19 protein-coding genes and 1 riboswitch are annotated in these 18,422 nt (G+C 42.5%); of the genes, 11 read left to right on the top strand and 8 right to left on the bottom strand.

All coding sequences use genetic code 11. From position 1 onward, the window contains the following. Window positions 1-134 precede the first annotated feature (134 nt). Together HUS26_RS08385 and HUS26_RS08380 are read right to left on the bottom strand one after the other, a co-directional pair. Complete coding sequence (locus HUS26_RS08385) at window positions 135-1,019, bottom strand: hydroxymethylglutaryl-CoA lyase (protein ID WP_173916728.1); 885 nt, start codon at window positions 1,017-1,019, stop codon at window positions 135-137. Beyond that, window positions 1,016-1,687, bottom strand: coding sequence for a GntR family transcriptional regulator (locus HUS26_RS08380; protein WP_173916727.1), 672 nt, complete (start codon window positions 1,685-1,687; stop codon window positions 1,016-1,018). The genes HUS26_RS08385 and HUS26_RS08380 overlap by 4 nt, the downstream gene beginning before the upstream one ends. Before the next feature lie 224 nt (window positions 1,688-1,911). Between HUS26_RS08380 and HUS26_RS08375 the strand changes: the two genes are divergently transcribed. From HUS26_RS08375 to HUS26_RS08355, 5 genes are all read left to right on the top strand, one after another. Then, complete coding sequence (locus HUS26_RS08375) at window positions 1,912-3,120, top strand: CaiB/BaiF CoA-transferase family protein (protein WP_173916726.1); 1,209 nt, start codon at window positions 1,912-1,914, stop codon at window positions 3,118-3,120. A 64-nt stretch (window positions 3,121-3,184) separates the two neighbouring features. After that, a complete protein-coding gene (locus tag HUS26_RS08370) occupies window positions 3,185-3,442 on the top strand; it encodes a hypothetical protein (RefSeq protein WP_173916725.1) in 258 nt (85 codons plus the stop codon). Between the two features lie 3 nt (window positions 3,443-3,445). Next, window positions 3,446-4,948 (top strand): sodium:solute symporter, encoded by a 1,503-nt coding sequence (locus tag HUS26_RS08365; protein ID WP_173916724.1) that lies wholly within the window; start codon window positions 3,446-3,448, stop codon window positions 4,946-4,948. Window positions 4,949-4,972: 24 nt separating this feature from the next. Next, complete coding sequence (locus tag HUS26_RS08360; protein WP_173916723.1) at window positions 4,973-6,217, top strand: MFS transporter; 1,245 nt, start codon at window positions 4,973-4,975, stop codon at window positions 6,215-6,217. 16 nt (window positions 6,218-6,233) lie between these two features. Continuing rightward, a complete protein-coding gene (locus tag HUS26_RS08355; RefSeq protein WP_173916722.1) occupies window positions 6,234-6,830 on the top strand; it encodes a flavin reductase family protein in 597 nt (198 codons plus the stop codon). 1 nt (window position 6,831) lies between these two features. Here HUS26_RS08355 and HUS26_RS08350 read toward each other — a convergent pair whose 3' ends face one another. From HUS26_RS08350 to HUS26_RS08335, 4 genes are all read right to left on the bottom strand, one after another. Further along, the gene (locus tag HUS26_RS08350; RefSeq protein ID WP_173916721.1) at window positions 6,832-6,993 is read right to left on the bottom strand and encodes an aspartyl-phosphate phosphatase Spo0E family protein; all 162 of its coding nucleotides are present in this window, start codon (window positions 6,991-6,993) and stop codon (window positions 6,832-6,834) included. Window positions 6,994-7,267: 274 nt separating this feature from the next. Then, a complete protein-coding gene (locus tag HUS26_RS08345; protein ID WP_173916720.1) occupies window positions 7,268-8,827 on the bottom strand; it encodes an ABC-F family ATP-binding cassette domain-containing protein in 1,560 nt (519 codons plus the stop codon). 122 nt (window positions 8,828-8,949) lie between these two features. Next, on the bottom strand, window positions 8,950-9,600 hold the full coding sequence (locus HUS26_RS08340; protein WP_173916719.1) for a YitT family protein: 651 nt from the start codon (window positions 9,598-9,600) through the stop codon (window positions 8,950-8,952). Window positions 9,601-9,615: 15 nt separating this feature from the next. Next, window positions 9,616-10,038 carry a GNAT family N-acetyltransferase gene (locus HUS26_RS08335; RefSeq protein ID WP_173916718.1) on the bottom strand — a complete coding sequence of 141 codons (423 nt, stop codon included), beginning with the start codon at window positions 10,036-10,038 and terminating at the stop codon, window positions 9,616-9,618. A gap of 364 nt (window positions 10,039-10,402) precedes the next feature. On the opposite strand from HUS26_RS08335, the gene HUS26_RS08330 reads away from it, so the two are divergent. The 3 genes from HUS26_RS08330 (at window position 10,403) to HUS26_RS08320 (ending at window position 13,020) form a co-directional block, all read left to right on the top strand. After that, window positions 10,403-11,704 carry a Na+/H+ antiporter NhaC family protein gene (locus HUS26_RS08330; RefSeq protein ID WP_173916717.1) on the top strand — a complete coding sequence of 434 codons (1,302 nt, stop codon included), beginning with the start codon at window positions 10,403-10,405 and terminating at the stop codon, window positions 11,702-11,704. Window positions 11,705-11,965: 261 nt separating this feature from the next. Continuing rightward, window positions 11,966-12,451, top strand: coding sequence for a GyrI-like domain-containing protein (locus tag HUS26_RS08325; protein WP_173916716.1), 486 nt, complete (start codon window positions 11,966-11,968; stop codon window positions 12,449-12,451). A gap of 113 nt (window positions 12,452-12,564) precedes the next feature. Next, window positions 12,565-13,020, top strand: a complete 456-nt coding sequence (locus HUS26_RS08320; RefSeq protein WP_254434155.1) for a DUF4871 domain-containing protein — start codon at window positions 12,565-12,567, stop codon at window positions 13,018-13,020. 676 nt (window positions 13,021-13,696) lie between these two features. Here the strand turns inward: HUS26_RS08320 and metC are convergent. Together metC and HUS26_RS08310 are read right to left on the bottom strand one after the other, a co-directional pair. Beyond that, window positions 13,697-14,875, bottom strand: coding sequence for a cystathionine beta-lyase (gene metC, locus HUS26_RS08315; protein ID WP_173916715.1), 1,179 nt, complete (start codon window positions 14,873-14,875; stop codon window positions 13,697-13,699). Beyond that, window positions 14,868-15,992 (bottom strand): methionine biosynthesis PLP-dependent protein, encoded by a 1,125-nt coding sequence (locus tag HUS26_RS08310; RefSeq protein ID WP_173916714.1) that lies wholly within the window; start codon window positions 15,990-15,992, stop codon window positions 14,868-14,870. Before HUS26_RS08310 ends, metC begins: the two co-directional genes overlap by 8 nt. A gap of 87 nt (window positions 15,993-16,079) precedes the next feature. Beyond that, a riboswitch (SAM riboswitch) is annotated at window positions 16,080-16,190 on the bottom strand. A gap of 167 nt (window positions 16,191-16,357) precedes the next feature. Here HUS26_RS08310 and HUS26_RS08305 point away from each other — a divergent pair. The 3 genes from HUS26_RS08305 (at window position 16,358) to HUS26_RS08295 (ending at window position 17,924) form a co-directional block, all read left to right on the top strand. Beyond that, window positions 16,358-17,233, top strand: a complete 876-nt coding sequence (locus HUS26_RS08305) for an SMP-30/gluconolactonase/LRE family protein (RefSeq protein WP_173916713.1) — start codon at window positions 16,358-16,360, stop codon at window positions 17,231-17,233. A 41-nt stretch (window positions 17,234-17,274) separates the two neighbouring features. Beyond that, window positions 17,275-17,466 (top strand): hypothetical protein, encoded by a 192-nt coding sequence (locus HUS26_RS08300; RefSeq protein ID WP_173916712.1) that lies wholly within the window; start codon window positions 17,275-17,277, stop codon window positions 17,464-17,466. 80 nt (window positions 17,467-17,546) lie between these two features. Next, window positions 17,547-17,924: a PH domain-containing protein gene (locus HUS26_RS08295; RefSeq protein WP_173916711.1), complete on the top strand. Its 378-nt coding sequence runs from the start codon at window positions 17,547-17,549 to the stop codon at window positions 17,922-17,924. The last annotated feature ends 498 nt before the right edge of the window (window positions 17,925-18,422 follow it).

Here is an 18,422-nt window from a genome sequence, read left to right as displayed (position 1 = left end):
AAGAGCGACATCCAGCTCCAGCGCCCAGACACTCGCGTCATAAGCAATCCGCCCTGCTAAAAGGGAAGGCCACCTTCCTCCGGCCGTTTTGCTTATGCGTTTCGTGTCTACACCAGGGCGCTTTAAGCCTTTGTTCAAGCGATTCCTGCTTTCATTAACATCCCATCCAGCGGCCGCTCCATATATTGTTCCATCCACTTTGCTGTTTCCACTAATTTTTCGAGATTGGTATTCGTTTCAACACCCATTCCATTAAACATGTTGATCATATCTTCTGTACATACATTCCCTACAGCTTTCGGTGCGAATGGGCAGCCTCCTAATCCGGCTATGGAAGAATCAAACCTCCGGATGCCTGCATGATAACCCGCCAATGTATTGGCAAGGCCCAATCCCCGTGTGTTATGGAAGTGGAGGCCTAAATTTAAATCTTCTCCAAATGCTTTTCTGAAGGCTTCCACCATTTCAGTTACCTGGACGGGATTTGCCATCCCGGTTGTATCGGCCAGGGTTAATTCACTGCAGCCGGCATTTAAAAAGGATTCAGCCGTCTTTAAAACGGTTTTAACAGGGACATCCCCTTCATAAGGACATCCGAAGGCGGTACCCAATATTCCGGACACGCCTTTATTCGCTTGTACGCCTTCAGCTATCACTTTACTTAATTCCTCTGTGCTTTGCTCCACCGTCCGCTTAGCGTTTTTAAGATTAAAAGCATCACTCGTCGTCATCGCGACATGAAGAAAGTCTACCTCTGTTTTCTCAGCGCGGTCTAAACCGGACCTGCTTAAAACAAGACCGCCGTAACGTACGCCTTCCACGCGGGGGAGACGGTCTAATACATCTTCTGCATCCGCCATTTGCGGGACAACCTTTGGGTTAACGAAAGATACTACTTCGAGGCTGCGGATTCCGGCGTCGATCAGCTTTTCAATCAGCTTTACTTTCGTATCCGTCGTCACGATTTTACACTCATTCTGCAGTCCGTCTCTTGGCCCGACTTCACAGATTTCTATCATTTAAGTTCCTCCTCCAGTAAATGGTCATTATTTATCTCTTCCAAATGCTTAAGAACCTGGTCTCTTCCCTGGTAAATATGTTCGTGCATAGCAATCCGGGCACGGTCGGTATCCCGGCTTTCTATGGCACTTAAAAGAATTTTATGATAATCAAGGGATCGCTTTAATTTTTCATGATCATACCAGTAAAATGATCGGAACACGATTGGCACTACAACGACTTTAGAAATGTGAAAGTGAATATGTTCATTTCTGGATGCTTCCACAATTGCTTCATGAAACTTCTGGTTCATTTCTACGATTTTGATAATAGAATCAAAGTCGCCTTCTACGTATTGGTCAATCGCCTTTTCATATAATTCATTGGCTTTAGCCATTTTTATTAAGTCTTCTTCGGTTCTGTTTACAGCAGCCTGCCCGGCCGCATAGCCTTCGAGCAGCGTTCTTAAGTCATAAATCTGACGGATGTCTTGCTTCGTAAAATTACGGACACTAATTCCCCGCTTTAAAGGAACGATTAATCCTTCTGTTTTTAATTGCTTAATGGCTTCACGGATGGGTGTCCGGCTTATTTGTAATTCATGGGCAAGCTTTTCTTCTGTTAAGCGCATGCCCGGCTGATATTTGCCTTGAATTATTCCATCTTTTATAAAATTGTATGCATTCATTTCAACACCTCAAATTTATTGTATACAATAAAAAATAAATTATCAATATTTTCTAATAATTTACCGCAAAACGACAACTTTTTAAGGTGAAATCGTAAATTTAAAGGTAAAGTAATCGCTTTCAAAAAAGTTGTTGATTTTCTGTATACAAATCTGTTAGCATTGTACACAACATTCAGAAAATTTAAATTTATATAATTTTTTATCTATAGGAGGTAAGAAAAATGGCTAATGAAGAAGAGCGTTTACCTTTAGAAAATTTACGGGTTATTGAATTAGGCACACTGCTTGCAGGTCCTTTTTCGGGCAGGTTATTGGCTGATTTCGGAGCTGAGGTTATTAAGGTAGAGCCTCCAGGTAAAGCCGATCCAATGAGAAAGTGGGGGAAAGAAGTTAATGGTACAGGCCTTTGGTGGCCGATTCAATCCCGAAACAAAAAATCCATCACGATTAATTTAAGGGAGGAAGATGGGCAGAACCTATTAAAAGAACTCATTAAAGAAGCGGATGTATTGATCGAGAATTTCCGCCCGGGAACGATGGAGAAATGGAATTTGTCTTACGAAGAACTATCAGAGATAAATCCTCGGCTGATTATGGTCCGTACATCCGGGTTTGGCCAGACAGGTCCATACAAACAGCGTGCTGGTTTTGGAAGTGTTGGAGAAGCAATGGGGGGACTAAGGTATGTGACAGGATATACGGACAGAGCTCCGACGAGAATCGGGATTTCGATTGGGGATACTCTCGCTGCCATGTTTGCCACGATCGGATGTCTCGTTGCTGTCAATGAGCGGTCAATCTCTGGAAAAGGGCAGGTCGTAGACACAGCATTATACGAGTCCGTGTTCTCCGTTATGGAAAGCTTAATTCCAGACTACATGCTCGCTGATTTTGTAAGGGAGAGAATGGGCAATATTCTTCCGGGCGTAGCCCCTTCAAACATTTATCTCACGAAAGATGAAACTTATATCGTAATTGGAGCAAATGCAGATGGAGTATTCCGCAGGCTTTCTGAAGCAATGGGACAGGAAGAGCTGGCGGATGACCCTGATTACGCGACCCATGAAGCCAGAGGGAGAAATATGAAGAAGCTCGACCTTTTAATTGAAGAGTGGACAAAAACAATGACTTCCCGTGATGCTCTAAGCTTGTTAGAGGAGAAGGGTGTGCCTTCTGGCTTGATCTATTCTGCTAAGGATATGGTAGAGGATCCTCATTACAAAGAGAGAGAAATGATTGTTAATGTGGACCATCCTGAACTTGGAGATTTTCCGATGCCAGGTGTCGTACCTAAGCTTAGCCGAACACCAGGAAAGATCAAGCACCCTGGATCTACTGGTATGGGAGAGCATAATGAAGCAATCTTCAAAGAAATTTTAAAGTATTCCGATGAACAGCTGGAGGCTTTAAAAGCAAACGGAATCATTTAAAAAAGGATGAAAAAAATTTTAGCAGTAATTTTTTGAATTTTCAAATAAGGGAGGAGAATTACTTATGCAAGGCGGAGAAGTCAAAGAACCTATTAAAAAGAAATGGATTTGGATAGGATTAGCATTAATTATGCTGGCCATTGTCCCCTGGTATTTTCCTAAAAGTGCGGAAGTTCCTATTATCTTAGGTTTTCCTTATTGGGCGTTAATTTCACTGTTTTTCTCCATTGTCTTATGCGCATATTTAAGCTGGCTGTGTGTCACACAGTGGGATATCGTTGAAGATTTAGAAGAAAACGAAGAAATCAATAAGGAGGGGTAAGATATGGAATTAGCGTTTGCGGGAGCCGATGGAATTATTATACTAGCTTCCTATGCAGTGGTTATGCTTTTAATCGGATTTTTAGCAGGAAGAGGGAAAAATATTCAAAACAGTTTAGCTGGTTATTACTTAGCAGGTAAAAACTTAGGGATCGTCGCTTTGTTTTTCACGCTTTATGCCACGCAGTATAGCGGCAATACGATAATCGGTTATGCGCCAACAGCCTATCGAACTGGTTTTGGATGGCTGCAGTCAATTTCCTTTATGACTATTATCATTGGAATTTATCTGCTGTTTGCTCCTCGACTCTACGTTATTTCTAAACGGAGAGACTTTGTAACGCCGACTGACTGGATTTCATATCGCTTTAAATCGAAAGCGGTTACAATTCTTGCTATATTTCTAATGCTTTGGGGACTTGGAAATTACTTGCTTGAACAGCTGGTCGCCATTGGCCAGGCTGTGGCAGGACTAACGGGCGGCACCATTCCGTACCAGTATGCCGTTATCGCATTTGTTATCGTCATGCTGCTTTATGAATGGATGGGCGGTATGAGAGCTGTGGCGTTTACGGACGTTATGCAAGGTATAGTACTTATGATTGGTATCTTCGTTTTCTTAATCGGTGCTCTATATTTAGTGGGGGGAGACTTCGGAAGTGTAACCTCTTATATCGCAAGCACTGAGCCTGCTAAAGTTGGAGTTCCGCCAATAGACGCTTCAATTAACTGGATGAGTATGCTGCTGTTAGTAGGGTTTGGAGCAGCGATATACCCTCATGCGGTTCAGCGTATTTATTCAGCACAAAGTGAACGGACGTTAAAGCGCTCGTTTTCCCGTATGGCATGGATGCCGCCAATTACGACAGGCCTGGTATTTGTGATTGGAATTATTGGTATTATGATGTTTCCGGGGTTAGACAGTGCAGGGTCAGAACAGCTTGTTGGAATGATGGCGAATGAAATTGCTGCGCTTCACCCGTTTTACTACTGGGTAATGATCCTCTTTTTCGGTGGAATTGTAGCGGCTATTATTTCAACAGCGGATTCCGTATTATTAAGCTTCTCTTCCATGATCTCAAATGATATCTATGGAAAGTTTATTAATCCAAACGCTTCCGAACATAAGAAAGTTAAAATTGGTAAAATGGGCGGGGTTGCTGCTGTTGCTTTATTGCTTTGGATCGCATGGAATCCTCCTGCGACACTTTATGAAATTTTTGTGTTAAAGTTTGAATTACTAGTGCAAGTTGCTCCAGCGTTCATTCTAGGTCTTTACTGGAACAAGCTTTCGGCTAAGCCCGTCTTTTGGGGAATGCTGATTGGGGCTGTAATCGCCGCAGTGATGACATTTACAGGTTATAAGACGGTATTTGGAATTCACGGTGGTGTTATCGGACTTGCTGTCAACTTTGTAATTGCTTCTGTAGCCTCAATTCTTGTCAACGTCTCTGCGAAACAGAAGTCTGAAGCAGATGAAATGACTTCCTTAAAAATTGAAGCCTAATTTATAAAAAAGAGATGATACATTATGAAAGCTGTGTCGGCCAAACATAATCCTCAGAATCTAATAAACCCATGGAAAATGCTCATGTGGCTGCTGATTGCTCAAATAATGGTGGCTTTTATCGGGCGAAGTCTGGGGCCGCTCGGCATTTTGATCGGACAGGACTTCTCACTGACAAAAGCTCAAATCGGACTGCTTCCGTCGGCTTTGTTTGTTGGACAGGCGCTGTCTTCAATTCCAACTGGGTTTGTAGTTGACCGGATAGGTTCACGGCCGCTGCTTTTAATAATGACTTCCTGCTTAGGCGTCAGCTTCATTGTGATGACTTTTAATGCGTATTATTGGCTGTTAATTCTCCTCATTGTAATTGGAGGATTAGGGTATGGCGGAATGCACCCGACGACCAACCGCGGCATTATTTACTGGTTTAATCAGACGAACCGCGGCACTGCCATGGGCATTAAACAAATGGGCATTACGCTGGGTTCGGCGTTGGCTGGGTTTTTATTGTTGCCGCTCGCTGCTTCATATGGCTGGCGGCCTGTTTTATTTTGCGCAGGTCTCGGGCTCATTGCAGCAGGGGTGCTGGCTTATATCTATTACAAAGATCCTGAGGAAGAGAGACAGGATAAGAACTCTCAGTCTCTGAAATCTTTTTACCTGTCGCTTTTATCCATGGCGAAGCATAAACCACTGTTATTTGTCAGCATCAGTGCGATGTTTTTAAATGGTTCTCAAATGTGCCTGAACACGTATATCGTGCTTTTTGCATATGAAAAAGTCGGCATCAGTTTATTTTTAGCCGGTATGCTGTTTGTGATCTCTGAAATTTGCGGTTCACTTGGCCGTGTGGGCTGGGGGATGATCAGCGACCGCTTTTTTAATGGAAGAAGACTGGTTATCATCACGATGATTGCCATTCTTACAGCGGCGGCCAGCGGGGCTGTGGCGCTCGTGCCTGAAGGAACTTCTTTTGGCGTGATGGTGCCGATTATTATGGTATTTGGTTTTGCCGTATCCGGCTTTAATGGGATTTGGATGAATTTAGCCTCTGAACTTGTCCCAAAAGAACTGTCAGGTCTATCGAGCGGCTTTAGTATTATGCTCGGTTCCATGGGGGTGATCCTCGTTCCTCCCTTCTTTGGAGCGATGGTCGACAATACGGGGAGTTACACAGCGGGGTGGTTAACGATCACGTCGCTGATGGGAATTGTGCTTATCCTTTTAGTCTTTATATCAAGACTTAGGCAGGCACCGGAATCGATGTGAAAAAAGGGGGAATTATATGAAGTTTGATCCACAACAATTAGCCGTGAAAGAAATGTATAAGCTGTTAAGTGGTTCGGTCGTGCCAAGGCCGATTGCATGGGTGTCTTCGATTTCAAAAGAGGGTGTGCAAAACCTCTCACCATTCAGCTTCTTTACCGTCGCCTCAAGGGAACCGGCAATGCTTTGTATTTCTATCGGTCCAGGAGTAGGTGAGCGTGAAGGAACCGTGAAAGATACGCTGGCCAATATCCGTGATCAGAAGGAGTTCGTCATAAATATCGTTCCCACATTTCTTGGCAATGCGATGCAGAAAAGCGCCGAGAATCTGCCGAGTCATATCGATGAATTTGAAGCGGCGAACTTAACTCCAATCGATAGCGAGAAAGTTACACCAAAGAGAGTTAAAGAATCACCGATTCAAATGGAATGTCAGTTACATCAAATCATCGAGCTGGGAACAGATCACTTAATTATTGGGAAGCTGGTTCTCTATCATATCCATGAAGACTACTATATAGAAAATCATAAAGTGAATCTGGAAAAACTGCGTCCACTAGGAAGGCTCGCAGGAAATTATAGTGAAAACCACGATTTCTTTACATTACCTAAGTAAGCTAATTAGCCTGGCGGTTTAATAGTTCATCAAGCTGCTGGCTGCATCTTACAGTACGCTTGTCTGTGAACCCGTATTTGAGTCCTAGTTCGATCATTTCTTTTCTCTTGTTACGGATCGCAGTAGTTTGTTTGTAGGGAGTTGGCTTAATAATTTTATTCATATGGTACCGTCCTTTCAATATGAGTGATTAAAGCTCTTTGTTGGTTGTTTAACAGTTGTCAGTACAAATTTGTTAGTACAACTGAAAACATTATGCCTATTATTCCCATAATTTGCAATAGCTTCAACAAACTCATACAAAAATAATCATAATAAGACACGTTGACGAATAGAAAAAGGACGGCCTAAGCCGTCCTTTCTCTTCTTCTCTAATATTTAAGAAGAATAAAATATGATAGTTACAAGCTGAAGCGGCAGCTGGAAAAGGTTCTTTTTTATTGGAATATTTTAGTCGTCCAGCTTTCGCAGTTCCATACGTCTGTAACAATATCCTGGTAAAAATCAGGCTCGTGCGAGATCAGCAGGACACTTCCTTTGTATTCCTTTAAAGCTCTTTTAAGTTCGGCTTTTGCATCCACATCTAAGTGGTTGGTCGGCTCATCCAATACGAGCAGGTTGGTTTCTTTATTCAGCAGTTTACAGAGTCGGACTTTCGCTTTCTCTCCGCCGCTTAACACCTGCACCTTGCTTTCGATATGCTTTTTGGTCAGGCCGCACTTAGCGAGAGAGGCACGGACCTCCTGCTGGGTGAAGTGGGGGTATTCCTCCCAGATTTCTTCTATACACGTATGATTGCTCTGTTCCTTAAGTTCCTGCTCAAAATATCCAATATGAAGATAATCTCCAAGCTCAACAGAACCGGATAGCGGTTTAATTTCACCAAGAATGCTTCGAAGCAGTGTTGTTTTTCCGATTCCGTTCGCTCCTGATAGAGCAAGCTTCTGGCCGCGTTCCATTGTAAGGTTCAGGGGACGGGACAGAGGTTCATCATACCCAATGACGAGATCCTTCGTCTCAAATAGAACTTTTCCTGAAGCGCGGGCCTGTTTAAAGTTAAAAACAGGTTTAGGCTTTTCGGAATCAAGTTCGATCACGTCCATTTTATCAAGCTTTTTCTGACGGGACATCGCCATCCGGCTTGTTGCCGCATTGGCTTTATTTCTCGCTACAAAATCTTTTAAATTGGCAATTTCTTTTTGCTGCTTTTTATAAGCGGCTTCCAGCTGCTGTTTTTTCATGTCGTATACTCGAAGAAATTCATCATAGTCGCCTGGATAGCGGGTAAGCTCCTGGTTTTCCATATGATAAATCAGGTTGACGACACTATTTAAAAATGGGATATCATGAGACACGAGGATAAATGCATTCTCGTATTCCTGCAGATACGTTCTCAGCCAGTCAATGTGCTCAACATCCAAGTAGTTCGTCGGCTCATCAAGCAGCAGAATGTCCGGCTTTTCTAATAGAAGCTTAGCAAGAAGGACTTTTGTGCGCTGTCCGCCGCTTAAATCGTGGACATCGCGGTCCAGTCCTATTTCATCAAGACCCAGCCCGTTGGCAACTTCCTCGATCTTAGCGTCAATCGTGTAAAAGTCGTTGTTCGTTAAAGCATCCTGCAGCTGTCCTGTTTCTTCTAATAGCTGCTCCAGCTCTTCAGGATCGACTTCACCCATTTTAGCGAACAATCGGTTCATTTCCTCTTCCATATCAAATAAATATTGAAAAGCAGTCCGAAGTACATCACGCATCGTCATACACTGCTTTAAATCGGCATGCTGATCGAGATATCCTACGCGGGCCCGCTTTGCCCAGCTGATTTTTCCTCCATCCGGCTCAAGTTTTCCTGTAATGATATTCATAAACGTTGACTTACCTTCACCGTTCGCGCCGATCAGACCGATGTGCTCACCCTGCAGAAGGCGAAAGGATACATCATCAAAGATGGCGCGGTCGCCAAAACCATGACTTAAATTTTTTACTGTTAATATACTCATTGAAAAACACCTATTCCTTTTTTATATAAACTGTAACCTATTATAAAGGGGATTTTCGTTTTGTGATAGGGAAAATACAACTTTATTCCTAAAAAACAGCCTTACCTGTGTAATACTGCTCCTTATTGATGGGCTCTTTGTTTCTCTATTGGGCCGTTCTGCTTGATCATCATCTCGTCAAAGCGGGCGACATAAGGCATGAAAAAGTGAATCAGCACACCGCTGAACAGCATGATGATAACCGTTCCTACACCAATGGGTCCGTTAAAGATAAACGCTATAATCGTAAGCACCACACTGATAAGCGCCCTGGAGATTGAGACGTTCAGTCCGGTGAGTTTTCTCACCACAAGCATCGTTCGATCAAATGGATTCGGGGCAAAATCGGCCTGCAGATTGACAGCTATCCCTAGCCCTGCAAAAAAGATTCCGAATCCGAGACAGATAAACTGCGTAAACAAAGTTTCTGGATTAAGCCAATGCTCTGTGGAAAATACCCACACATCGATAAAGAAGCCGGTAATTAAAGAGGTAACGACCGCAAAATATTCCGGTTTCTTCTTCTCAGCAATCGCATTAAATAGAATCATAGAAAAACCGACAACGATTTCCCAGCTGCCTATTGTTAAACCAAACGTTCTATATAAACCTACAAGCAATGCATCGAAGGGGGAAGTGCCCAATTGGGAATGGATCGTAAGCGCAATGCCCAAGGTCATAATAATGATGCCGACGAAATAAAACAAAGACCTTTGACGAGTGCGAATGGACATAAACCTTCCTCCTTTCTATAAGTCTTTTATCATTAAATAGTGCGGGATACCATCTTCGATAAATTCCTCAGAAGCTGTCTGATATCCCAGCTTTTGATAAAAGCCCGCAGCCTGCACCTGTCCGTGAAGCTTAACGCTCTTACAGCCATGGTCGCATGCGATGTTTTCTAAAGCCGTAATGATAGCTTTACCGATTCCGTATTTACGATACGAAGCCAATATACAAATTCGCTCAAGCTTAACTGTATTCTCTATTATTCTCATTCGTCCTGTACCCGCTGCCGACTTTTGATAGACGGCCAGCACGTGAAGGGCCTCTTTATCATATTCATCAAACTCATCTTCGATCGGGACTTTCTGTTCGCGGACAAAGACATCTTCTCTAATTTGAAAAGCATGGTCTAATTCCTGCTGAGTTTGTACTTGTCTAACTTCCATATCGTACGACTCCGATCTTTAGTGAATTTTAACTGCATAAATTGTAACACATTTAGTTGGAATTCCAACTAAGAGTGTTTATTAAATAAAGGACGAAGCTCTCGCTGGACAGAATTTCGGTTTTAAGCAGAACAGAGTGGGCACGGGGAAATTCACGGTTATTTCTGTGGATTACTTTCGGCAGTAACCCCCGCCCGGATCATCTGCAAAAGTGGCTGAATTTGCACATTTACAACAGCATTCAGCTTGTCACTCGCTTGCTTTTCGTGTAATGTAAGACTAGATTTTTAATGAATAAAGAGGGAAACCTTCTTAACCAAGAAGGTTTTTATTATTTTACAGGCTAAACAAGGAGGTTATCTACATGGAGAAACCAATCAAAAGCAATCCTTTTGCACTTATTCCATTTCTTATATTTATACTGCTGTTTATCGGAGCTGGTGTTGTTTTAGGAGACTTCTACCAAATGCCGGTTTTAGTGGCTGTTTTCGCGGCCATTTTCACAGCACTTTTAATGAACAGAAAAGCCAGTTTTCAGGAGAAGATAGGGCATCTGACGAAAGGCGGCGGCCACCCGGACATCATTTTAATGGTCGTTATTTTCCTTTTGGCAGGAGCTTTTGCTTCGGTAGCTGAAGGTGTCGGTGCTGTTGATTCAACAGTCAATTTAGGTTTATCACTTCTGCCTGAAAACCTGCTGATGGTCGGGTTATTCATCATCTGCTGTTTTATCTCTATATCGATGGGAACTTCCGTCGGTACAATTGTGGCGCTTGCGCCAATTGGACTGGGCGTAGCGGAACAGACGGATATCAGCCTGGCGCTTACAATGGGAGCTATTGTGAGCGGGGCAATGTTTGGGGATAACTTATCGGTCATTTCGGATACGACGATTGCATCTGTAAGAACCCAAGGCACAGAGATGAAAGATAAGTTTAAAGCAAACTTCTTCATCGTACTGCCGGCGGCCATCATTACGGCGGTCATTTTTGGTGTCATGACTGCGGGTGCTACATCCTCTATCGACGAAGATACGTCTTTTCAAATTGCTAAAGTACTGCCGTATCTTGGTGTACTCGCTTTTGCGGTTGCCGGAGTTAATGTCATATTTGTGCTTATTGGAGGTATACTTTTTGCCGGAATCGTCGGCTTAATCCTTGGGGATATTTCTTTCATGGATTTTATCCAGCTTGTCGGGGAAGGCTTTACAGGGATGCAGGAGCTTGCGATGCTTGCCATCTTACTAGGAGGATTGGTTGAACTTATCCGTAGAAATGGCGGAATTGCCTGGCTGCTTGAGGTGTTCAGCGGAAAAATTAACAGTGCACGCGGGGGAGAAGCCGGGATTGCCGGACTAGTCAGTGCGGTCAATTTATCAACCGCAAATAATACCATTTCTATTATAACTGCTGGTCCGCTGGCTAAGCAGATTTCAGAACGGTTTGGCATTGATCCAAAAAGATCGGCCAGCATGCTCGATATCTTTGCAAGTGCCGTGCAGGGGCTTATCCCATATGGAGCACAGATCCTTGCTGTTGCTGGTGTAGCAAGTCTTTCTCCTGTCGAGATTATGCCATATTGCATTTACCCTATGCTGCTAGTCTTTTGTGGCCTCCTGGCGATTCTGTTTAGATTCCCTAAATTTACAACACGAAACTCTCATTAATAAATAAAACCCGGACAATCTCTTGCTGAGAGCGTCCGGGTTTTTTTATAGTTGATATTTGTGATCATCTATAGATTTATAATTACTTGTCTTAACTGTATTCATTTATGATAAGGCATTTATAATGAAATTTCCCTAATTTTATTTTATGGGGCGGTGGGGGTAAAGTAAAAATTAATACTTCTATTAAGAATGAAGGGATCTTGCATTTGATGTTGAATTCTAGTTATGTAAGTAAAATCCATTTAAGGAGTTTGACACATGAATCAGGAAGTTACAAGTGAAAAATTTATTAAAGACTTAGGTGAAGTGAAACTTGTGGGGTTCAGAGTAGTTTGTGCCGGCGAAAAATACATTGAAGAAATCCCAAGAGCTGCAAAAGTACTAAAAGAAAGAATAGAAGAAATTAATAATATTTTAAACCCAGGTCAACAAATTGGAGCGTTTGTTGTTGAGGAATCGTCACCCGAGGAAGATGGTTATTGGATTGGTGTTCAAGTAAGTGAATATAAAGATATACCAGAAAATATGACCACCTTAACAATTCCACCACATAGATATGCTGCAATTTTACATAAGGGTCCAAATGATCAAATAAGAAATAGTTATGAGAAATTACATCAATGGATTGGAGAAAAAGGGTACACACGTTCCAATAAAAGTTGGAACTTGGAATTATATCAAAAAGAAAACCAACCTGAAAAACCTTATGATGTTCGAGTAGTGTTATACGATTCCATTTTGTAATTCAGATCGAGAGACCGACTTGAATCCTTGGAAAGCAATCATTGATTTAAGTATTGTATTTTGAAATAATTGGATAATAACTTATTGAAAATTCAATTTTTTAGGAGGGTTTTGTGAACAAAAGTTATGTTCGATTGCTGTTTTTAATACTGGCACTATCCACTGTACTCCTGACGGGGTGTTTTGGGGAGAAATGGCTGGAAAGTGATATTTTCGAATCAGGCTCTTATAAAATGCTCGGAGAAGAAGGTCAATTAGGTTTTATTTATGATGGTGGGGAAGTTACTCGATTCTATCCAGATAAAAAACAAAAGTATATGTGGCATTTTTGGGGGAGTGAAGAGGAGTTAGAAGGGGATTTAAAGGTTGTTGGAACCCACAATGAATCTGGAAATAAAATGATCGTTCTAGAAGATGTACCATTAAGCGTTGGCGAGCATAATGGTGCAGATGCTTCATCCCCGTCAATTATGTCGTTACCTAAGAGTGGAATGTGGAGGTTGGATGCTTATGTTAACGACACTTTACATGGGTCTGTCTATGTTCAAGTACAAGAGAAAGAAGGTTAATTCTTATTCCATTAAAGGGGAATCTAATGAAACAGGAAAGAAACTTCCTGAATTGGAAGTTTCTCACAGTATGTCAAGAAAGTCTCAACAGTTTTTCTCATGGAGTTTCCTGTTAAAGCCTAGCGTGGCAGGCAGGATTCCATTGGCCATAAAAGGGGACGAATGGGTCGGGAACCCCCTCGCTTTCCACGGGGAAGCCGGCAAGCCTCCTCGGGCTTTTAAGCCCTGTGGGGTCTTGCCAGTCTTGCACATCCCGTAGGAGTCTCGCTTGTTCCCTTCCCATTACAAGGAAAAAGGTGAATGGAATCTTCCTCATTCGAGAAGAGGAATCAGCTAACCTTTCATTAGGTACTTTGTATCCTTAAGAGTGTAGCCCCCGGGAAGAGAGCTAATAGAACGAGAAAGAAAAACTTATGAAGATAGGGGCGAAGGGAAACGGGAATCTCCTATGGGAGGAACGTACAGAGTGAGATCCTTAAAAGGCGAAGCCTTAAGGAAGCTCACCGTACGCCCATGGAAAGCGATCCGTTTCACGGAGCCCTCCGCTGCATATTATCCTTTGAAAGGAAGTCGGTCGTTTAAAAAGCACGAGGTTTCTCTACAAGCTGAAAGCAATTTCCTAATTTGGAAGCTGCTTATTTTTTTAACGTAAATATCAACAACACCGCCAAAATGCTTATAATCCAACCTTTTGAAGGGGGACGCGCAAGCTGTTTAGGGCCTTCTCAAAATCACGGATCAAGTCTTCGGGGCTCTCTAATCCAACAGATAGTCTCAGCAGTCCGTCAGTAATCCCTCGCTTCTCTCTTTCTTCTTTAGGCATAGAAGCATGAGACATCGTCGCAGGGTAGGACAGGATTGATTCGACGGCACCCAGGCTGACGGCAAATACCGGGAGCTCGACATTCTGGCTGAACGCTTTTACTTCTTCGGCATTTTTTAACTTAAAGGAAAGCACGGCACCGGCACCGCTCGCCTGATAAGAATGAATCGATGCGCCGGGATGAGTGCGGAAGCCCGGGTAATAGACTTCTTCAACAAACGGGTGTGCGGATAAAAAGTTCGCAATTTTATCGGCGGATTCCGATGACTGCTTGAGCCGGCAGTCGAGTGTTTTTAACCCTCTTAGGACGAGCCAGCAGTCGTGGGCTCCAAGAATTGATCCGAACGCATTTTGTAAAAAGGAGAGCTGGTCTGCAATTTCCTTCTTATCTGTAACCGCTAATCCTGCGACAACGTCACTATGTCCGGCAATAAATTTAGTAGCACTATGAAGCACAAGATCGGCACCGAGTTCAAGCGGACGCTGCAGGGCCGGTGTCATAAATGTGTTATCAACAAATGTTAGACAGCCGTTGGCTTTAGCAAGCTTTGTAACCGCCTGAATATCGGTAATATTTAAGAGCGGATTAGAAGGTGTTTCAATATAAAGCACTTGTGTATTAGGCTGTATCGCCGTAGCTACAGCATGCAGATCGGTCATATCTACAAAGGTATGGTCAATGCCAAAGCGGGTAAGTACGTCATGGATCATGCGGAAGGTGCCGCCATACACATCTTCAGAGATGACAACATGGTCACCTTTTGATAAAAGCATAAACGCCGTAGAGATTGCCGCCATTCCAGAAGCGAAAGCAAATCCTCTTTCTCCGCCTTCCAGTTGGGCAATTGTATCTTCTAAAGCCTCACGCGTCGGGTTTCCGGATCGGCTGTAGTCATACTGGCCTGGGTTGTCGAAGTCAGCCTGGTGAAAAGTCGATGCCTGCTGAATGGGCACGCTCACCGCACCAGTTGCCGGATCAAATTTATGGTCGTTATGCAATAACCTCGTTTGGAACGTATGTGGCTTAGTCATAATATACTTCCTCCTTTTGTAGGTGTGACAGGGCCTGCTCTAGGTCTGCTTTTAAATCTTCCGGGTGCTCAATACCGACTGAAAAGCGCAGCAGCCGGTTACATACACCGTAGGAATGCCGTTTTTCTTCTGGGATGTCGGCGTGTGTTTGTGTTGCGGGATACGTAATGAAGCTTTCTACTCCTCCTAAGCTTTCGGCAAATGTTATGACAGATAAGCTTCTAAGAAACGGATCGATACAATGTTCGGCACTTAAACGAAAGGAGAGCATCCCGCCTTTTCCTGGATAGAACACGTGAGTGACTTCCGGATGATTGTGTAGATACTCCACAACCTCCTTGGCATTCAATTCATGCTGCCTCATTCTTAACGCTAATGTCTTCATCCCTCGCATAAGCAGCCACGAATCAAAGGGAGAAAGAACACCTCCTGAAGTGTTTTGGTAAAATCCAAGCTGTTCACAGATATCAGGATCTTTTCCAACGACTAAACCGGCGAGAACGTCATTATGGCCGCCTAAGTATTTTGTGGCACTGTGAATCACGATGTCCGCTCCTTCTGATAATGGCTGCTGAAGATATGGCGTGTAAAGCGTATTATCTACGATCAGCAGGCATCCATATTTCTTTGCGATCCCTGAGATTTCTTTTATGTCTGCTAAGTGCATCAGAGGGTTGGTCGGCGTTTCTACATAAAGGGCCTTTGTCCGGTCCGTTATGTAGTGTTCAATATCATTTAGCTTCTGACTGTCACAGTAGTGAAATTTTAACCCGTACTGTCTTGATAAATATTCAAATAACCGGTAGCTTCCCCCGTATAAGTCCTCAGAGACGACGATTTCATCTCCTGATTTAAAAAGGGATAAAGCTCCTTGAATAGCAGCCATCCCTGAACTGAAGGCAAACCCTGCGTGACCGTGTTCCAAATCGGCAATCGAATTCTCTAAAAGGCTTCTCGTTGGATTTCCAGTTCTTGTATAGTCATATCCTGTGGATTCGCCGATGCCAGGATGTTCATAAGCGGTTGATAAATGAACGGGAGCATTGATCGCCCCGGATGGATCATTATTGTTATTTCCTGTATGGACTAATTTCGTTTCAGTTTGTCTAGCGCACATTGCGATTCTCCTTTTTTCAGTCAAAGTCAATAAAAAAAGTCTTCTCCTTAGTAGATAAGAAGAAGACTTTCGTCTGTTGGATACACCTTCTTATCTTCCAAGTTGTTCAACAACTTGCTGGAGTTAGCACCGTACTGAATCGAATCAGTGGTTGCTGAGGCTTCGTCGGGCCAGTCCCTCTGCCTCTCTTGATAAGAGAATTATTTAATTAATTTGGATAAAATTGCTTGCAACCTAATTTACAGGATTGCGGAACATATTACAAGGGTTTAATTGCAATATTTAAAATTTTTTTATTAAAAAGGGTTTCCTCCTGAAAAAATAGAAGGTAGTTAACGAGATAGATAAAAAGGAGTTTTTATATTATGAATGCCGAACTAGTCGTAAACAGTCAATCAACTCTTGGTGAAGGACCGTGCTGGGACCCTGAGAACCAGCATTTCTACTGGGTAGATATATTAGAAAAGAAAATCCATCGTCTTGATACAGTAACAAAAGAGCGGGAAGAAATTACCCTTGAAAGCTATGTGGGGGCGGCTGCTTTAAAGCAAAATGGCGGACTGATTGTCGCCTTAATGACGGGCTTATATGAGCTGAACTGGAACTCAAAATCATTACATCTGATCGAAGACCCGGAATCAAACCTGCCGGGAAATCGTTTTAATGACGGGAAATGTGATCCCTATGGACGATTTTGGGCTGGAACAATGGATGCGGAAGAAAACAAAACTTCCGGCGCTTTGTACTGCCTTGACGTAAATGGCGAGCTCAGAAAAAAAATAGACAATGTTGGGATCTCAAATGGGATCACCTGGTCACCTGATCATAAGATCATGTATTTTATTGATACACCAACAGGTAAAGTTGTGAAATATGATTACTGCTTAAAAACAGGTGAAATTTCAAGCCCGATACCTGTGATTACATTCCCGGACGATGTTGGTTTTCCAGATGGCATGACGATCGATACTGAAGGTATGCTTTGGATTGCCCATTATTCAGGCGGTGGAGTCTCGCGCTGGAACCCAGAGACAGGGGAGCAGCTTAATTTCATCTCGGTGCCTGCTGTGAATGTGACTTCCTGTACGTTTGGCGGTAAGAACATAGATGAATTGTATGTTACAACAGCGAGAAAAGACATGAATGAAGAACAATTGAGCCAATATCCCTATGCAGGCGGTGTATTTAAAATAAAAACTACAGTAAAAGGCATAACGAATTTTCCTTATCGAGGGATCTAGCCTATTTATATTGATATAACTGCCGGAAGCAGGCTAAAGTTATGAAAGTAAGAAGGGGGGGATGCGGAACTGTTCTGGAAAGCGGACGCATTCCCCCGATTAATAGTAAAATGAAAAATAAAAAGCAGATGGCCAACGTTTGGGTAAAGAATACGGTGGGTAAAAAGATAAAGATCTGTTCAACAGGGATGCTGTTAGCTGGTCTCAATATGAAAAGTCTTATATTAATATAAAAAGAGGAGAGCATGAAAGACAGCAGTTCTCCGATTCATATCAGAAAAAAGTGTAAATGAGTATAAAAGGAGGAACAGCGATGGGACTGCTCGATGGACTAATGGGTAACGCCAGTAAAGTAGATGAAGAGAAACTTGGCAAAGAACTTGAAGGAGTTCTTATTGAAGAGGAAAAGGTAGAAAGCGGATATAAAGTGTTAAGAGACTCTTTTATTTTTACAAACAAACGACTTATTTTAGTAGATAAGCAAGGGATGACTGGGAAGAAAGTAGAATACCACTCGATTCCTTATAATAGTATTACTCACTTCAGCACGGAAACTGCCGGCAGCTTTGACCTTGAATCTGAATTGAAAATTTGGCTGTCCGGGCAATCGGCACCGATCCAGAAGCTCTTTAAGAAAGACAGTCCGATTGAGGAAGTGCAGAGAATGCTCGCTAAATATGTTCTCAAGTAAAAAATTGAGCTTTACTCCTAAGCTTTAGTTTTTAGGCAGACCCCGTGGGCGGGAATACCTTTCCCTTTCTTCTAGCAAAAGTAGTGTTCGCAAAAAGAAAAGTCTCGATAAGAGAAGGTTTTTAATAGAATATCAACATAGCTAAAAATTAAAATAGAGATTAAGTCAAACCCTGTTGAATTTTCAACAGGGTTTTTGTACAAAAAAATACATAATAAGCCCATTCGACAGTGTGATGAAAATCGGCTCTAAAGAGGCGATTTATTGCGTTTTTGAGAACATTTCCCGTTCAGTTTTCAGATAAAAAAGAAAAAAACAAAAATTAGAAAACACGTCTGATCCCAATAGCCTCATGAATGAAAACGCTTACCAAATTAACTTAATAATCAAATTAGTCAGAAAATTTACGAAAAACCTGTTGACCTTTTCTGAAAATGGCGTTAAAGTAGTCCTCAATCAACTAAAACGCTTCTCCAAACTAATGGCTGCGAAAGTTGA

The sequence above is a fragment of the Halobacillus sp. Marseille-Q1614 genome, assembly GCF_902809865.1.
In the GTDB taxonomy this organism is placed as follows: Bacteria; Bacillota; Bacilli; order Bacillales; family Halobacillaceae; genus Halobacillus_A.
The sequence above is the reverse complement of the archived record's forward strand: the minus strand, read 5'-3'. Positions and strand labels throughout refer to the sequence as shown.

What these genes read in the sequence shown, in the direction of transcription:
- HUS26_RS08385 (WP_173916728.1), bottom strand. Translation starts at nt 1,019, where the DNA reads ATGATAGAAATCTGTGAAGTCGGGCCAAGAGACGGACTGCAGAATGAG.
- HUS26_RS08380 (WP_173916727.1), bottom strand. Translation starts at nt 1,687, where the DNA reads ATGAATGCATACAATTTTATAAAAGATGGAATAATTCAAGGCAAATAT.
- HUS26_RS08375 (WP_173916726.1), top strand. Translation starts at nt 1,912, where the DNA reads ATGGCTAATGAAGAAGAGCGTTTACCTTTAGAAAATTTACGGGTTATT.
- HUS26_RS08370 (WP_173916725.1), top strand. Translation starts at nt 3,185, where the DNA reads ATGCAAGGCGGAGAAGTCAAAGAACCTATTAAAAAGAAATGGATTTGG.
- HUS26_RS08365 (WP_173916724.1), top strand. Translation starts at nt 3,446, where the DNA reads ATGGAATTAGCGTTTGCGGGAGCCGATGGAATTATTATACTAGCTTCC.
- HUS26_RS08360 (WP_173916723.1), top strand. Translation starts at nt 4,973, where the DNA reads ATGAAAGCTGTGTCGGCCAAACATAATCCTCAGAATCTAATAAACCCA.
- HUS26_RS08355 (WP_173916722.1), top strand. Translation starts at nt 6,234, where the DNA reads ATGAAGTTTGATCCACAACAATTAGCCGTGAAAGAAATGTATAAGCTG.
- HUS26_RS08350 (WP_173916721.1), bottom strand. Translation starts at nt 6,993, where the DNA reads ATGAATAAAATTATTAAGCCAACTCCCTACAAACAAACTACTGCGATC.
- HUS26_RS08345 (WP_173916720.1), bottom strand. Translation starts at nt 8,827, where the DNA reads ATGAGTATATTAACAGTAAAAAATTTAAGTCATGGTTTTGGCGACCGC.
- HUS26_RS08340 (WP_173916719.1), bottom strand. Translation starts at nt 9,600, where the DNA reads ATGTCCATTCGCACTCGTCAAAGGTCTTTGTTTTATTTCGTCGGCATC.
- HUS26_RS08335 (WP_173916718.1), bottom strand. Translation starts at nt 10,038, where the DNA reads ATGGAAGTTAGACAAGTACAAACTCAGCAGGAATTAGACCATGCTTTT.
- HUS26_RS08330 (WP_173916717.1), top strand. Translation starts at nt 10,403, where the DNA reads ATGGAGAAACCAATCAAAAGCAATCCTTTTGCACTTATTCCATTTCTT.
- HUS26_RS08325 (WP_173916716.1), top strand. Translation starts at nt 11,966, where the DNA reads ATGAATCAGGAAGTTACAAGTGAAAAATTTATTAAAGACTTAGGTGAA.
- metC (WP_173916715.1), bottom strand. Translation starts at nt 14,875, where the DNA reads ATGACTAAGCCACATACGTTCCAAACGAGGTTATTGCATAACGACCAT.
- HUS26_RS08310 (WP_173916714.1), bottom strand. Translation starts at nt 15,992, where the DNA reads ATGTGCGCTAGACAAACTGAAACGAAATTAGTCCATACAGGAAATAAC.
- HUS26_RS08305 (WP_173916713.1), top strand. Translation starts at nt 16,358, where the DNA reads ATGAATGCCGAACTAGTCGTAAACAGTCAATCAACTCTTGGTGAAGGA.
- HUS26_RS08300 (WP_173916712.1), top strand. Translation starts at nt 17,275, where the DNA reads ATGAAAGTAAGAAGGGGGGGATGCGGAACTGTTCTGGAAAGCGGACGC.
- HUS26_RS08295 (WP_173916711.1), top strand. Translation starts at nt 17,547, where the DNA reads ATGGGACTGCTCGATGGACTAATGGGTAACGCCAGTAAAGTAGATGAA.